This window comes from Micromonospora sp. WMMD975 (genome assembly GCF_029581215.1).
GTDB lineage: Bacteria > Actinomycetota > Actinomycetes > Mycobacteriales > Micromonosporaceae > Micromonospora.
Genome location: NZ_CP120739.1, coordinates 1,949,418 through 1,963,547, shown reverse-complemented (window position 1 = coordinate 1,963,547; position 14,130 = coordinate 1,949,418). Strand labels below are relative to the sequence as shown.

The 14,130-nt window shown below is 74.0% G+C and carries 15 protein-coding genes; 5 read left to right on the top strand and 10 right to left on the bottom strand.

The annotated features are described in order from the left end of the window. Positions 1 to 39 precede the first annotated feature (39 nt). On the bottom strand, positions 40 to 1,074 hold the full coding sequence (locus O7613_RS08255) for a TerC/Alx family metal homeostasis membrane protein (protein WP_281589973.1): 1,035 nt from the start codon (positions 1,072 to 1,074) through the stop codon (positions 40 to 42). A gap of 243 nt (positions 1,075 to 1,317) precedes the next feature. On the opposite strand from O7613_RS08255, the gene O7613_RS08250 reads away from it, so the two are divergent. Beyond that, positions 1,318 to 2,475, top strand: a complete 1,158-nt coding sequence (locus O7613_RS08250) for a CaiB/BaiF CoA-transferase family protein (RefSeq protein ID WP_282293077.1) — start codon at positions 1,318 to 1,320, stop codon at positions 2,473 to 2,475. A 490-nt stretch (positions 2,476 to 2,965) separates the two neighbouring features. Here O7613_RS08250 and O7613_RS08245 read toward each other — a convergent pair whose 3' ends face one another. Then, positions 2,966 to 3,373: a DUF2267 domain-containing protein gene (locus O7613_RS08245; protein WP_282293076.1), complete on the bottom strand. Its 408-nt coding sequence runs from the start codon at positions 3,371 to 3,373 to the stop codon at positions 2,966 to 2,968. A 143-nt stretch (positions 3,374 to 3,516) separates the two neighbouring features. Between O7613_RS08245 and O7613_RS08240 the strand changes: the two genes are divergently transcribed. Further along, positions 3,517 to 3,786, top strand: coding sequence for a DUF2795 domain-containing protein (locus O7613_RS08240; RefSeq protein WP_281589979.1), 270 nt, complete (start codon positions 3,517 to 3,519; stop codon positions 3,784 to 3,786). Positions 3,787 to 4,052: 266 nt separating this feature from the next. On the opposite strand, the gene O7613_RS08235 is transcribed toward O7613_RS08240, so the two are convergent. Next, the gene (locus tag O7613_RS08235) at positions 4,053 to 5,024 is read right to left on the bottom strand and encodes a pirin family protein (RefSeq protein ID WP_282293075.1); all 972 of its coding nucleotides are present in this window, start codon (positions 5,022 to 5,024) and stop codon (positions 4,053 to 4,055) included. Between the two features lie 16 nt (positions 5,025 to 5,040). Continuing rightward, the gene (locus O7613_RS08230; protein ID WP_281589983.1) at positions 5,041 to 5,874 is read right to left on the bottom strand and encodes a hypothetical protein; all 834 of its coding nucleotides are present in this window, start codon (positions 5,872 to 5,874) and stop codon (positions 5,041 to 5,043) included. 183 nt (positions 5,875 to 6,057) lie between these two features. Between O7613_RS08230 and gdhA the strand changes: the two genes are divergently transcribed. Next, positions 6,058 to 7,389: an NADP-specific glutamate dehydrogenase gene (gene gdhA / locus O7613_RS08225; RefSeq protein WP_281590331.1), complete on the top strand. Its 1,332-nt coding sequence runs from the start codon at positions 6,058 to 6,060 to the stop codon at positions 7,387 to 7,389. Between the two features lie 10 nt (positions 7,390 to 7,399). On the opposite strand, the gene O7613_RS08220 is transcribed toward gdhA, so the two are convergent. Beyond that, positions 7,400 to 8,146 carry a DedA family protein gene (locus O7613_RS08220; RefSeq protein ID WP_281589984.1) on the bottom strand — a complete coding sequence of 249 codons (747 nt, stop codon included), beginning with the start codon at positions 8,144 to 8,146 and terminating at the stop codon, positions 7,400 to 7,402. Positions 8,147 to 8,211: 65 nt separating this feature from the next. Here O7613_RS08220 and O7613_RS08215 point away from each other — a divergent pair, with 65 nt between their 5' ends. Then, positions 8,212 to 8,904, top strand: coding sequence for a carbon-nitrogen hydrolase family protein (locus O7613_RS08215; protein ID WP_282293074.1), 693 nt, complete (start codon positions 8,212 to 8,214; stop codon positions 8,902 to 8,904). 20 nt (positions 8,905 to 8,924) lie between these two features. Here O7613_RS08215 and O7613_RS08210 read toward each other — a convergent pair whose 3' ends face one another. The 4 genes from O7613_RS08210 to O7613_RS08195 all read right to left on the bottom strand — a co-directional run bounded on the left by O7613_RS08210 (position 8,925) and on the right by O7613_RS08195 (position 12,605). Next, positions 8,925 to 10,352: a serine/threonine-protein kinase gene (locus tag O7613_RS08210; protein ID WP_281589990.1), complete on the bottom strand. Its 1,428-nt coding sequence runs from the start codon at positions 10,350 to 10,352 to the stop codon at positions 8,925 to 8,927. Between the two features lie 57 nt (positions 10,353 to 10,409). Beyond that, the gene (locus O7613_RS08205; RefSeq protein ID WP_282293072.1) at positions 10,410 to 11,258 is read right to left on the bottom strand and encodes an SAM-dependent methyltransferase; all 849 of its coding nucleotides are present in this window, start codon (positions 11,256 to 11,258) and stop codon (positions 10,410 to 10,412) included. A 94-nt stretch (positions 11,259 to 11,352) separates the two neighbouring features. Next, positions 11,353 to 12,240: a helix-turn-helix transcriptional regulator gene (locus O7613_RS08200; RefSeq protein WP_281589994.1), complete on the bottom strand. Its 888-nt coding sequence runs from the start codon at positions 12,238 to 12,240 to the stop codon at positions 11,353 to 11,355. Between the two features lie 107 nt (positions 12,241 to 12,347). Beyond that, complete coding sequence (locus O7613_RS08195) at positions 12,348 to 12,605, bottom strand: DUF397 domain-containing protein (RefSeq protein WP_281589996.1); 258 nt, start codon at positions 12,603 to 12,605, stop codon at positions 12,348 to 12,350. Between the two features lie 222 nt (positions 12,606 to 12,827). Here O7613_RS08195 and O7613_RS08190 point away from each other — a divergent pair, with 222 nt between their 5' ends. After that, entirely contained in the window at positions 12,828 to 13,463 is a 636-nt protein-coding gene (locus tag O7613_RS08190) for a GGDEF domain-containing protein (RefSeq protein WP_281589998.1), read from the top strand. A 154-nt stretch (positions 13,464 to 13,617) separates the two neighbouring features. Here O7613_RS08190 and O7613_RS08185 read toward each other — a convergent pair whose 3' ends face one another. Next, positions 13,618 to 14,112 carry a type II toxin-antitoxin system PemK/MazF family toxin gene (locus O7613_RS08185; RefSeq protein WP_281590000.1) on the bottom strand — a complete coding sequence of 165 codons (495 nt, stop codon included), beginning with the start codon at positions 14,110 to 14,112 and terminating at the stop codon, positions 13,618 to 13,620. Positions 14,113 to 14,130 lie beyond the last annotated feature (18 nt).

Here is a 14,130-nt window from a genome sequence, read left to right as displayed (position 1 = left end):
ACGCGGAGTTAAGAAGGGGCCCCGCCTCTACCGAAAGCGTTAAGCGGGGCCCCCGCCTTGCACCTCGTGCACGACGGTGCGGTCACCGTCGCCACTGTCGCGGGTGGCGCGCAGGCTGGTGATGGTGACGATCACCAGGACACCGATGATCACACCGAGCGAGGCGAGCGTCGGGATCTGCGGCACGCCGGCCCAGATGCCGTGCGCCCAGTGCAGGCCGAGCTTGAGCCCGATGAACGCCAGGATGACGGCCAGGCCGTAGCTGAGGTGCACCAGCCGGCTCAGCGCGGCGTGCAGCACGAAGTAGAGCGCCCGCAGGCCCAGCAACGCGAACGCGTTCGTGGCGAAGACGAGGTACGGGTCCTCGGTGATGCCGTAGACGGCGGGCACCGAGTCGACCGCGAAGACGATGTCGGTGGCCAGCACCGCGACCACGACAAGCGCGAACGGGGTGAGCGCCCGGCGGCCCTGCTGGCGGATGGTCATCCGGGTGCCGTGGTACTCCTCGACCACCGGCATGACCTTGCGGAGCAGCTTCACCGACCGCATCTTGTTGATGTCGACCTCCTGCTCGTGCCCGGAGAGGGCGTCGCGCAGCAGCTTGATCGCGGTGGCGATCAGGATGACGGCGAAGAGCAGGAAGGCGAAGTCGAGCGTCTGGAGGGCCGCGGCGCCGAGCGCGATGAAGATCGCCCGCAGCACCAGCGCCCCGGCGATGCCGTAGAGCAGCACCCGCTGGGCGAGCGCGGCGGGCACCGCGAACGCGGCCAGCAGCAGCATGAAGACGAAGAGGTTGTCCACCGAGAGCGACTTCTCGACCAGGTAGCCGGTGAGGTACTCGATGCCCTGCTGGCCGCCCCAGCGGGACCAGACCCAGGCGCCGAAGGCCAGCGGCAGGGCGATGTAGAACGCCGACCAGGCCAGCGCCTCCCGGATGGAGACCTCGTGCGGCTTGCGGGTGACCAGGAAGTCCAGCACGAGCAGGGCGAGCACGCCGGCGATCGTCACGGCCCACAGCGTGGGCGTGCCGATCGACGACAGCTCACCCGCGGACAGGTAGGACAACTCGGGCATGGGGCCTCCTCGAACACCGTGTCATGTTCGAGGTCTCCTTCACCCACCGTTCGTGGGCAACCACCCGAGGCTCGCCCTCGGGGCTCGCCGTACTGACCGGAATGGTTCGTGGGAAGTACTCCCCTCGCCGACCCCAGGCTAGGCCAACCGGGGGCCGGACGCCAACTAACGCCACGTTGATTGCCCTGGTCAACCGCTGTCCGCGCGGACCGGACGTGGCGTCGGCCGGTCCCGGACCCTAGGGTGACGCGGGTGAGCAACTCCGGGCCGCTTACCGGCGTACGGGTGATCGAGCTGGCCGGCATCGGCCCCGGCCCGTTCGCCGCGATGATGCTTGCCGACCTGGGCGCCGACGTGGTGCGGGTGGACCGGCCGGGTGGCGGCGGGTTCGGCGCCTTCCCCGGTGACCTGCTGAACCGCAACCGCCGCTCGGTCGCGCTGGACCTCAAGCACCCGGACGCGCGGGATCTGGCGCTGTCCCTGGTCACCGGCGCGGACGCGCTCGTCGAGGGCTTCCGGCCCGGGGCCGCCGAGCGGCTCGGCCTGGGCCCGCGGGAGTGTCTCGCCGCCAACCCACGCCTGGTGTACGGGCGGATGACCGGCTGGGGACAGGACGGGCCGCTGGCCCGCACGGCCGGCCACGACATCGACTATCTGGCGCTCACCGGCGCGCTGCACGGGGTGGGCCGGGCCGGCGAGCGTCCGGTGCCGCCGATGAACCTGCTCGGCGACTTCGGCGGGGGCGGCATGATGCTGGCCCTGGGCGTGGTCGCGGCGCTGTACGCGGTCCGCGGCGGCGCTCCCGGCCAGGTGGTCGACGCGGCCATCGTGGACGGCGTGTCGGTGCTGGCCACCCAGATCCACGCGCTGCGCGGACTCGGTCTCTGGCAGGATCCGCGCGGCGTGAACCTGCTCGACGGCGGCGCCCCGTTCTACGACACGTACGAGTGCGCCGACGGGCGGTACGTGGCGGTGGGCGCGCTGGAGCCGCAGTTCTATTCCGAGCTGGTCCGGCTCACCGGTTTCCCGCTCGACGGCGACGAGGCCCCGGACCGGGACGACCCCGCGAACTGGCCGTCGTTGCGGGCCGCCTGGGCGCGGCTGTTCCGCACCCGTACCCGGGACGAGTGGGCGGAACTGCTGGCCGGCACGGATGCCTGCGTGTCTCCGGTGCTCGACTGGGCCGAGGCCCCAAACCACCCGCACCTGGCCTCCCGCGGGGTGTTCGTCGCGCCGGAGGGAGTCACCCAGCCGGCACCGGCACCGCGTTTCTCGGGCACGCCGACCTCGGTGCGCCGCCCGCCGCCGCGACCGGGCGAGCACACCGACGAGGTGCTGGCGGAGGCGGGCGTGGACGCGGCCCGGATCGCCGCGCTGCGCGCCACCGGCGCGATCGGCTGAGCAAGCATCCCGCGGGCCCTCCGGCCGCCGCCGGTCGCCGGTCGCGGGAGGACCGGACTGGTGGAGATGCACGACCATAACGCCACGGCTTTCGGCCCTCGCCTACGATCACTCACCGCAAATCCGCGCCGCCGTCACTCAGCGTGTCCGTGCGGTGCGGGTGACGGGAGTCGCCTCGACCGCCTTTGCTCTGCAGCCACGGACGCACTGGTGCCTTGAGCAGGGGTTCGCCGGAAGTGCGGTGCGACGACGGTCGACCAGGGATGTGACCATGCGTGCGTGCTGCGCCGATGGCTGCAGAGCAAAGGCGGTGGTGGAGACCAGCTACGGGAGTGAGGCCCGTGACGGAACGTGGCCGCTTTCGTCGTGCCGGCGCCGAGGTCGGGCACCGGGCGCGCACGGCGCGCACCACAGCGGCGGCCCGCGCGGATGACCGCCGCGAGGCCCGGCAGCGCCCGGCCACGGCCGGCGTCAGCGGCGACGGGACGCGTCAGCGGCGACGGGCGGCGGCCGGCGCGAGTGCCGGCTCCACCATGTCCCGGTAGTCGCGGGGTAGTTGCACCACGACGTCGTCGAACTCGCCACCGCTGATCGCCTCGCGCAGCGTGGCGAACACCGCCCGCGCCGCGCCTCGGGCGGCGTTCTCGTCGCAGTCGGGCCGCCGGGCGACCCGGGCGACGAACTCGGCCGCCCCGAACCGTTCCGCCGCCTCGGTGCGCGGGTGCGGGCGCAGCATGGCCCACAGCGGCTTGGGCAGTTGCGCCGCGAGGTCCAGCACCTCGCCGCCGGTCAGCCGGTCGGCGAGCGTCTCAAGCGTGGCGGCGGTGAGCGTCGCGGCCCGGTTCTCGGCGGTGCCGGTGAGCCGGGCGACCCGGGCCACGAAGGTGTGGTGGTCCATCGGTTGCTACCCCCTTCGGTGCACGCAGGGGGCTACCCGTCCCGGCGCGGCGGAAACAGCCGAGGATCACTGGCGTGAGCCGCCGCGAGACGGGTAACCGCCGCACGGTCACGACCCGACGACTGGCGCGAGGAGCCCGACCCATGGCGAGCTATTCGGACGTCCTTGAGTACCTGTCCGCGCTTGACTATCCGGCCGGGAAGGACGACGTCATCCGCGAGGCCGAACGGGAGGGCGCGCCACCGGACGTGTTGCGGGCGTTGCGTGCGCTGCCGCCGGTTGACTACGCCAACGGCGTCGAGGTGGCCCGGTCGGCCGGCATCGAGGCGGCGCCGGAGGTGGACCGGTCGCAGCGGGCGGCGCAGGCGAGGGACGACCACTCGCGCGTCTCGCAGCACCTGCGCGGCATCTGAGCCGCCCGGTCGACGACGCGGCCGGGCTCGGCGCTGGGCGGCGCCGGCTCCTCGACAGGCGGGCGCCCCGGGTCGCGAACCGCGACCTGGGGCGCCACGCAGCACCTGTGCCTGCCGGTCCGCGCCCGAATCGGGTCGCGATCGTCAGGCGGTGGATGTTCGCCCGAACCGGGCTGGCATCACTGCCACGATCATCATACGGCGCGGCATCAGCCGAACGGGTGATGTTCGCGAAAGTGTGTCGGGCGGCACGTCGCCTACGAGTCTCAGTCGCGTACCCCGCCGCTGCGGTCGCGCGACTTGAGCCGGGTGGTGGGCAACGCGGGCGCGGGCAACGGGGGCGCTGCGTCGTCGGCCACCGAGCCGAACCGGCGGCCGGCCATCCAGTCCTCGCGCGCGGCGGCGATCTCCTCATGCGACCGGCCGACGAAGTTCCACCACATCACCAGCGGCTCCTCGAACGGCGCGCCGCCGAGCAACAGCAGCCGGCTGCCGGGTGCGGCACGCAGCGTCAGCGAGGTCCGGCCCACCCCGAGGTAGAGCAGCGCGCCGGGGGCGAGCGCCACACCGTCCATCTCGGCCGACCCGGACATCGCGAGCATCCCGTACTCGAAGTCGGGGCGCAGCGGCAGCGTGGCCGGCGCCGGTCCGCGCGCCTCGATCTGCACGCCGAGCAGCGGGGTGTGCGCGACGGCGGGCGAGCGTTTCCCGCCGAACTCGCCGACGAGCACCGTCAGGTCCAGGTCGCCCTCGCGCCCTGCGGGCAGCTCGGCGTGGTGGGCGAAGTCGGGGTCGCCGGCCCGGGCCGGATCGGGCAGCGCCACCCACAACTGCACGCCGTGCATCAGCGGCGGATGGACCAACGGCGAACGCTCCGAGTGCGCGATGCCCCGCCCGGAGGTCATCACGTTGAGCTGGCCGGGGCGGATCGGCTGCACGTTGCCGAGGCTGTCCCGGTGCAGGATCTCGCCGTCGAGCAGCCAGGTGACCGTCTGGAGCCCGGTGTGCGGGTGCGGCGGCACCTCCATGCCCGGGCGTTCGGCGACGTCGTCCGGGCCGAAGTGGTCGACGAAGCACCACGCGCCGACCATCCGCCGCTGCCGCTGCGGCAGCAGCCGGCGCACCGTGGTGTAGCGGCCGAGGGGAACGTCGTGCCCGGGCAGCAGCACGCTGCCCGGGTCGGTGGCGCCGACGCCGGGCGGGAGCGTCTGCGCGGGCAACGATTCGGTACGGTCCACCGCCCGAACTGTACGCTCAGCCGGCGGTGACACTCACCGTGTTCGCGCCCGCGACCAGGTCGAGGTAGAGCCGGTCGCCCGCCCGGTCCCAGCCCGGCGAGCTGACCACGTCGCCGGCGGCGATCCCGCCGTGGCTCTCGTCGTAGACGTTCAGGGAGCCGGCGCCGGCGGCCACCCGCACCCGGGCCGGCGGCCCACCGGGCACGGCGACGGTCAGTTGGTTGACCCCGCCGGTCATCCGCACGGTGAGCGTGCCGCCGAGCGGGGGCAACCGCAGTTCGGTACGCGCCGCGCCGCCGATCAGCTCGATGCCGGCGAGCCGGGCCGCGCCCAGGTCGAGTTGCTGCTCGCGGACGCCGCCGACCAGCCGCAGTCGCCAGGTCAGCCGGGAGTTGAGCACCACCTCCACGTCGGCCGGGCCGGGGCGGCCGTTCTCGACGATCCGCAGCCGGACCCGGTCCCCGGTGACCTGCGGGCGCGGCGTCACGCCGGCACCGTCCGGCGCGCCGATCCGGTAAAGGTCGTCGCCGAGGTCGGCGGCCCGCAGGGTGAAGCTGGTCAGGCCGTCGGCAAGCTCGAAATCCGCCCGCCGGCGGTCCCCGCGCGGGGCGGTCAGCGTCTCGGTGGCGGCGACCTCCGCGCCGCCCACCCCGCCCGAGCCGCCGCCGGTGGCCGGCGTGGACGAGCCGCCGGAGAAGACCACGCCGAGGCGGGCCGGGTTGGACATCGTCGCGGCGACCGCGACCGCGCCGAGCACCACCACCACCACGGCGGCGGCGACAAGCAGCCGGGCGGCCCCGGACCAGCGTGTGTCGGTCAGGTCAGCGTCGTCTCCCGACGGTGCAGTCATGGTTGTCCCCTCTCACCGGTCCCCACCGGGTCATACGTCTCCGTTTCCGTCGCGGTTCATTCGGGCGGCGGGCAGCGGCGTCCGGAGTTCACCCGGCCGGTGAACCGGACGGCGGTGACGATCCGTATCCGGGGGCGGTGCGGGCAACGGTGCGCGTGCCGGAGGCGGAAGGACGTGCCCGTGATGCCGGAGACCGTCGAGACGGTGTTCACCAAGGTGGTCGCGCGCAATCCCGGGGAACCCGAGTTCCACCAGGCGGTCCGGGAGGTGCTGGAGAGCATCGGTCCGGCGCTGCACCGCCACCCCGGGTACGCCGAGGTGGTCGAGCGCATCTGCGAGCCGGAACGGCAGGTCATCTTCCGGGTGCCGTGGGAGGACGACCACGGCCGGGTCCGGGTCAACCGGGGGTTCCGGGTGGAGTTCAACAGCGCGCTCGGCCCGTTCAAGGGCGGGCTGCGCTTCCACCCGTCGGTCTACCTGGGCATCGTGAAGTTCCTCGGGTTCGAGCAGATCTTCAAGAACGCGCTGACCGGGCTGCCGATCGGCGGCGGCAAGGGCGGCGCCGACTTCGACCCGAAGGGCCGCTCCGACCGGGAGGTGATGCGGTTCTGCCAGAGTTTCATGACCGAGCTGCACCGGCACATCGGCGCGCAGACCGACGTGCCGGCCGGGGACATCGGGGTGGGCGGCCGGGAGATCGGCTACCTCTTCGGGCAGTACAAGCGGATCACCAACCGGTACGAGGCGGGCGTACTCACCGGCAAGGGCCTGACGTACGGGGGCGCACAGGTGCGCCGGGAGGCGACCGGCTACGGCGCGGTGTTCTTCGCCGAGGAGATGCTCAAGCAGAGCGGGGACAGCCTGGACGGTAAGCGGGTGGTGGTGTCCGGCTCCGGGAACGTGGCCATCTACGCCGTCGAGAAGGTGCACCAGCTCGGCGGCACGGTGGTGGCGTGCTCCGACTCGGACGGCTACGTGCTGGACGAGAAGGGCATCGACCTGGCGCTGCTGCGGGAGCTGAAGGAGGAGCGCCGCAGCCGGCTGGACGACTACGTGCGGCACGTGCCGCACGCCGTCGCGGTCGCCGGCCGTACCGTCTGGGAGGTGCCGTGCGACCTGGCGCTGCCCTGCGCGACGCAGAACGAGATCGGCGGCGCGGAGGCCGCCGCGCTGGTGGCCGGCGGCTGCCGCACGGTGGTCGAGGGGGCCAACATGCCCACCACGCCGGAGGCGGTGCGGATCCTCGGGCGGGCCGGGGTGCGGTTCGCGCCGGGCAAGGCGGCCAACGCCGGCGGGGTGGCGGTGAGCGCGCTGGAGATGCAGCAGAACGCCAGCCGTGACTCGTGGACGTTCGCCCGGTCGGAACAGCGGCTGCGCGAAATCATGCGGGACGTGCACGACAGGTGCTGGGCTACCGCCGAGGAGTACGGCCTGCCTGGCGACTACGTGGCCGGCGCGAACATCAACGGGTTCCGGCGGGTGGCCGAGGCGATGCTGGCGCACGGCGTGGTGTGACCGGCCGGTGTCAGTCCTCGTCGGCGCCGTACCAGCCGCCCCGGTAGACGGTGCCCGGCCGGGGTGGGGCGTCAGGTGTCGGGTCCGACCGGCGGGACCGGCGGACCCGGCTCACCACGAACCAGCCCACCCCGGCCACCACCGCCACGATGACCACGTTCTGCAACGTGCCGGCGTACGCCTCGACCACGTGCCAGTTCTCGCCCAGCAGATAGCCGGCGAGCACGAACGCGGTGTTCCAGATCAGGCTGCCCAGCGCGGTGAAGAGCAGGAACACCGGCACCGGCATCCGTTCCACGCCGGCCGGGATCGAGATCAGGCTCCGGAAGATGGGGATCATCCGGCCGAAGAAGACGGCCTTCACGCCGTGCCGCAGGAACCACGCCTCGGTGCGGTCCACGTCCTCCACCTTGACCAGTGGCAGCCGCCCGACCAGCGCCCGCATCCGGTCCCGCCCGAGGGCCGCGCCGACGTAGTAGAGCGCCAGCGCGCCCAGCACCGACCCGAGCGTGGTCCACGCGATCGCGCCGAACAGGCTCATCCGGCCCTGGCTGGCGGTGAACCCGGCCAGCGGCAGGATGACCTCGCTCGGGATGGGCGGGAACAGGTTCTCCAGGGCCACCGCGAGCCCGGCCCCCGGGCCGCCGAGCCGTTCCACCAGGCCGGTGACCCAGCCGACGGGTCCCTCACCGGCCGGCTCCGCGGCCCGCGCGGCGCTCGCCCGGGGTCCGGCGAGCAGAGGTGCGTGTCCGATCATCCGACCACGTTACGGGGCGAGGTGGGCAACGGCCACGGAAAGCCGGGCCGGTTACGCTGCCGCGCATGCGTACGCCGCTGCGGATCGCGGTCGCCCAGCCGCTCACCCTCGCCCACGACGTCGCCGGCAACGCCGCACGGCACGCCGCCGCGGTCCGGGCCGCCGGCGCCCGGGTGGTGGTCTTCCCCGAGCTGTCCCTGACCGGGTACGAGTTGGACGCCGCCGAACTGGACCCGTCCGACGCCCGGCTCGCGCCGCTGCGGGCGGCGTGCGCCGACACCGGGACGCTGGCGCTCGCCGGCGCGCCGGTGGCCGGACCGCACATCGCGGTGCTCGCGGTCGACGGCGAGGGCGTACGGGTGGCGTACCGGAAGATGTGGCTGGGTGGCGCGGAGCCGCAGCGGTTCCGCGCGGGCCGGGAGCCGGCGGTGCTCGCCGTGGACGGCTGGCGGCTGGGCCTCGCGGTCTGCAAGGACACCGGCGTGCCGGCGCACGCGGACGCGACCGTGGCCGCGGGCGCCGACGCCTACCTGGCCGGGGTGCTGGAGTCGGCCGACGACGCGGCGGTGCCGGACGAACGCGCCCGCCGGATCGCCGCCGCGCACGGCATCTGGGTGGCGATGGCGAGCTTCGCCGGGTCGACCGGCAGCGGGTACGCGCACGCGGCCGGCGGCTCGGGCGTCTGGTCCCCGGCCGGCCGGGCGGTGGCGCGGACCGGCACGGCCACCGGCGAACTGGTCACCGCCACCCTGCACTGAGGACACCGCGCGGGTGGGGCTCAGCCCTCGTCGCGGGCGACGCCGCGCAGCCGATCGTAGGCGTCGAGTACCTTCCGCAGGGCCGTGGCCGTGGCACCGTCGATCTTGTCGTCGTCGGCGGCGTCCTCGATCCGCTCGTGCAGGTCCTCGACCCGCTTGGCGCGCTCCCTCGGCTTGCCCCGGCCCAGCTCGGCGGCCTTCTTCCGCAGGTCGTCGGCGGTCTTGCGGTCGATGAGCCGGGCCGTCTCGGCCCGGTCCAGCAGGTCGGCGAACCGGTCCGCGAGCTGACGCGCGGTGACCGGTTGGGGTGACCGGGTCGTCGGTGCGGCGCGGCTCGGCGCGGGCCGGACGGCGGATCGGGCGGTGCTCTTCGACGTGGCCGGCGGGGCGGCGGCGGGCGACGGGCCGGAGCGGCCCTCGAAGACAAGCGCGCCGACCAACGCGAGCAGCAACACCACCGCGCCGGCGACGAGCACGCCGGTCAACCGGTTCGGCGAGACCTCCGGCCGGGCCGGCGGGACCGGACGGGCCGGCGTGGGTCGCCGCTCGACGAGCGTGGCCGGACGCTCGGCTCCGGACACCGTGGACAGGAACGCGGTCGGCGGGTCGACCGGTCGGCCCGCGCCGAGCCGGTCGGCGACCTGGGCCGCGGTGGGCCGCCGGGCCGGGTCCACGGCCAGGCAGTCCAGGACCAGGGCGGCGACGTCGGCCGGCAACCCGGGCACCCGGGGCGGCGGCACCGCAGGCCGCCGGTCCCGCAGGTCGAGCACGTCATCCCAGGTCCGCACCGGCAGCGGGGGCCGGCCGGTGAGGCTGCGGTAGAGCAGCACGCCGAGCGCGTACACGTCACCGGCCGGGTGGGTGGGGCCGGGATCGAGCCGCTCCGGGGCGAAGTATGCCGGGGTGCCGGCCAACGGCTCGCCGGCCGGCCCGGTGACCGGCTGGTGCGGGCCCGCCGGCGCGGCGATGCCGAAGTCGAGCACCTTCGCGCCGGTCTCGGTGAGCATCACGTTGGCCGGTTTGACGTCGCGGTGCACCACGCCGATCCGGTGCGCGGCGGCCAGCGCGGCGGCGACCTCACCGCCGGTCCGGACCGCGTCCGGCCAGGCCAGCGGCCCGCCGGCCAGCCGGTCGGCGAGCGTCTGCCCCTCCACCAGCTCCATCACCAGGTACGGCGTCACCACGCCACCGGGCAGGGTCGCCTCGCCGTAGTCGTACACCTGGGTCACGTGCGGGTGGGTCAGTCGCGCCGCCGCGCGGGCCTCGCGTTGGATGGTGGCGCGCAACTGCGGGTCGGCGGCGAGGCGGCCGGCGAGCGCCTTGACCGCGACCGGGCGGTGCAGCACCTCGTCGTCGGCGCGCCACACCTCGGACATCCCGCCGAGCCCGATGCGCTCGCGCAGGACGTACCGGTCGTGCAGCCGGAGTTCGGGCGTGAACGGCGACATGATGTACAAGTCTGCCCGGCCACCTCCCGTACGTCACCAAGTGCCTCGCTGCAGAGTTCAGGGTTTGCGGCCCACTCCGCCGTACAGGCTGACGTCGACGGCCGCGGGGCGGGGCTCGGGCTCGCCCTCGGCGCGCCAGTCGGCCACCGGGCAGACGCCCGGCTCGACCAGTTCGAGGCCGTCGAAGAAGCGCGTGAACTCGTCCCGCCCGCGTACGTTGATCATCCCGTGCGGGCCGCCGCCGCGGGCCGTCTCCTTCGCCTCGGCGGCGAGGTGGGCCGGCAGGTGGTCGTGGGTGGCGTGCGAGGCGGCCAGGTAGCTGCCGGCGGGCAGCGCGTCCAGCAACCGGCGGACCGTGGTGTGGGGATCGTCCGCGTCCGGCACGAAGTGCAGCACCGCCACCAGCATCAACGCCACCGGCTCGGACAGGTCGAGGGTGCCGCGCAGCTCGGGGTGGGCGAGGATCCGCTCCGGGTCGCGCAGGTCCGCGTCGAGGTAGGCGGTGGCGCCCGCGGCTGAGCTGGTGAGCAGGGCCCGGGCGTGGGCCAGCACGATCGGGTCGTTGTCGACGTAGACCACGCGGGCGCGCGGGTCGACGGACTGCGCCACCTCGTGGGTGTTGTCGGCGGTCGGGATGCCGGTGCCGATGTCGAGGAACTGACGGATCCCCGCCTCGGCGGCCAGGTGCCGCACCGCGCGGCGCAGGAACCGCCGATTCTCCAGCGCGCTGACCCGGATGGTCGGGAAGCGGGCGGCCATCGCGTCACCGGACTCGCGGTCGGCCTGGAAGTTGTCCTTGCCGCCCAGCCAGTAGTTGTATCGCCGGGCCGGGTGCACCACCGAGGTGTCGATCCGGTCGCCCGGGTGCGCCGGCTCGGTGGCCGTGCCGTTCGCGTCTCTGGTCAAGGCCGCCTCCACGACTCGCGTGCCACCGCCGTGGCATGGCGTCCGTCCACTGTCACCGGTGTGCCGGCCATGGTATCGCCCGGTCTCCCGACGGTCAGGCCGGGTAGAGCTCGTCGCGGATGCGGGCCAGCATCTCGCGGGTGCGCTCCGGGGGCGCGGCCTCGACGCACAGCCGCTCCATCGCCTCCGCGTAGTAGTCGAGGTCGTCGCGCTTGTCGAGGTAGATGGCGCTGGTGAGCTGCTCGATGTAGACGATGTCGGGCAGGTCCTCGTCGCCGAAGCGCAGGATGCTGAAGGCGCCGCTGGCGGCGGCGTGCCCGCCGGCGGTGAACGGGACGATCTGGAGCCGCACGTGCGGCGCCGCGGTCGCCTCGATCAGCGCGTCCAGTTGCTCACGCATCACCGCGGCGCCGCCGATCGGCCGGCGCAGCACGGCCTCGTCCAGCACCGCCCACAGCTGTGGGGGGTTGGCGCGGCGCAGCAGCCCCTGGCGCTCCATCCGCAGGTCGACCCGGCGGTCCAGCTCCGCCGCCGAGGCGCCGCGATGCCCGAGCAGGATCACCTCCCGGGCGTACGCGGCGGTCTGCAACAGGCCGGGCACGAACTGCACCTCGTACGTGCGGATCAGCGCGGTGGCGGCCTCCAGCCCCAGGTAGGACTGGAACCAGGCGGGGAGCACGTCGCTGTAGCGGTGCCACCAGCCCGGGCTGTTCGCGTCCCGGGCCAGCTTGAGCAGCGCGTCGCGGTCGCCCGGCGCGGTGACCCCGTAGAGCGTGAGCAGGTCGGCCACGTCGCGCTCCTTGAAGCCGACCCGGCCCAGCTCCATCCGGCTGATCTTGGACTCGGAGGAGCGGATCTCCCAGCCGGCGCTCTCCCGGCTGACCCCGGCGCCCTCCCGTAGGCGGCGCAGCTGCGCCCCGAGCAGCATGCGCAGCACTGTCGGACCACTCGTCGGTCCGCCCTCGACAGGCACCGTCGTCACCTGACCGCCCCTCGCATCCCGGCCGCTCCCGGACCGGGCGCCCGCCCCGGCCGACGTGTAAGCATGCCATGGACCGACAGTGAGGTGAACTCCCCCGGACGGCCGAATCAGTCCCGTGTACGGGACGGCGGGATCAGGTGGTCGAAGTCCCCGTCCCGGGCGCCGAGCACGAACGCCGCGATCTCCTCGACGGTGTAGATCAGCGCCGGCCCCTCGGGGTGCCGGGAGTTGCGCACCGCGATGCCGCTGCCGCCGGGCAGTTCGGCCAGCTCGACACAGTTGCCGCTGGGATTGCTGCGGCGGCTCTTCAACCACCTCATCGGGGGCAGGTGGGGCACGGGTACGCCGTTCGGAGGCGGTTGCATGGGCGTCCTTCGGGAAGGCCAGCCGTGGCCGCGGGGAGGAGCGGTGGGTGGCGACGTTTGTCGACTGAGGAATGAGATGCACGTGCATCTGCTATTGCATCTGCAATGGACTGCGAGCATGATAACCGAACGTACGGTGTGCCGGGTCGCTCACGTTCGGTGACCCGAACCCGGCCCCCGGAAGCCGCCCCGCGCGGCCGGGGACTGCGGTGAGGAGGGCGCGTGCCGGATCCGATGACCGTCGCCTCCGGCGTCTCCGCCGCAGGCGCGCTGGTGTCCGCCTGGCAGATGCGTCGGCGGGCCCTGCGCGCCGAGGCCGAGATCAAGCTGCTCGAATCCGAACTGGCCGCCGAACGGCACGCCGCCAGCCACGACCCGCTCACCGGCCTGCCCAACCGCCGGGCCTTCTTCCGGCTGGCCGCCACCCTGCTCACCGACCCCGGCGGTCAACCGCTGGTGGCGGTGATCCTCGACCTCGACGGGTTCAAACAGGTAAATGATCGCTTCGGGCACGCCGCCGGGGACCAGGTTCTGATCAGCGTGGCCCAGCGGTTCGCCGCGTTCGCCGGCAACAACCTGGTGGCCCGGCTCGGCGGCGACGAGTTCGCCGGCCTGCTGGCCAGCCCGACCGCCGACCGGCGGTGGATCGAGCACGCCACCCGCCGGCTCTGCGAGGCGCTCGCCGCGCCGATCCCGCTCGGCGGTCGCAGCATCCGGGTCACCGCCTCGGTCGGGCTCGCCCCGGTGCACAGCCCCGCCCAGCTCACCGACGCGCTCTGCCGCGCCGACGCCGCCATGTACGAGGCGAAGACGCTCGGCGCCGCCCCCGTGCACCGCCAGCTCGTCGCCGAGCACTGACTCGACCGGCCCGCGCCGGGCCGTCAAATGCCAGCCGTAGTCAGCCCAGGCCAGCCCCCGCCGCCGCGTCAGCGCCAGCCGTGACCAGCCCGCGCCAGCCCCTGCCGCCGCGCCGGTGCCGTGCCGGCCGAGACGGCGTCGTGCTGCGCTGCGCTCAGCGCCAGCCGTAGCCGGCGCGCAACGCCTGGCCGACCCGGTCGAAGCGGGGCCGGTCCAACACCGCGCCCTCGCGGCGGATGCTGTCCTCGCGCATGGTGAGCACCCGGTCGAGGCGCACCCAGCTCGGCCGCTTCTCCCGGTCCCACTCCCCCGGGCCGAGCGACAGCCAGTGCCGCTGGCCGTCCCGGTCGCTCTGGCTGGACAGCATCAGCCCGTACAGGGTGCGGCTGTGCCGGCCCACCACCAGCACCGGCCGGTCCTTGCCCTGCCGGGGATCGTCCTCGTAGGGCACCCAGGTCCACACGATCTCGCCCGGATCCGCCTGCCCGTCCGGCTCCGGAGCGTACGACAGCTCGCGGCGCTGCAACGCGCTGACCTGGCGTCGCCGCGCGACCTGGGCCGGGATCGGCCCGCCGGTGCGGGTCGGCGCGGCGGCGCCCCCGGTCAGCCGGCCGAGCCGGGACGCCACGTTCTTCAACAGTCCTGCCACGGCGGGCAGCCTATCGGG

Bases quoted from the DNA above. Each gene is read 5' to 3' on its own strand.
- O7613_RS08255 (WP_281589973.1), bottom strand. From the start codon at position 1,074: ATGCCCGAGTTGTCCTACCTGTCCGCGGGTGAGCTGTCGTCGATCGGC.
- O7613_RS08245 (WP_282293076.1), bottom strand. From the start codon at position 3,373: ATGGACCACCACACCTTCGTGGCCCGGGTCGCCCGGCTCACCGGCACC.
- O7613_RS08240 (WP_281589979.1), top strand. From the start codon at position 3,517: ATGGCGAGCTATTCGGACGTCCTTGAGTACCTGTCCGCGCTTGACTAT.
- O7613_RS08230 (WP_281589983.1), bottom strand. From the start codon at position 5,874: ATGACTGCACCGTCGGGAGACGACGCTGACCTGACCGACACACGCTGG.
- gdhA (WP_281590331.1), top strand. From the start codon at position 6,058: ATGCCGGAGACCGTCGAGACGGTGTTCACCAAGGTGGTCGCGCGCAAT.
- O7613_RS08220 (WP_281589984.1), bottom strand. From the start codon at position 8,146: ATGATCGGACACGCACCTCTGCTCGCCGGACCCCGGGCGAGCGCCGCG.
- O7613_RS08215 (WP_282293074.1), top strand. From the start codon at position 8,212: ATGCGTACGCCGCTGCGGATCGCGGTCGCCCAGCCGCTCACCCTCGCC.
- O7613_RS08210 (WP_281589990.1), bottom strand. From the start codon at position 10,352: ATGTCGCCGTTCACGCCCGAACTCCGGCTGCACGACCGGTACGTCCTG.
- O7613_RS08195 (WP_281589996.1), bottom strand. From the start codon at position 12,605: ATGCAACCGCCTCCGAACGGCGTACCCGTGCCCCACCTGCCCCCGATG.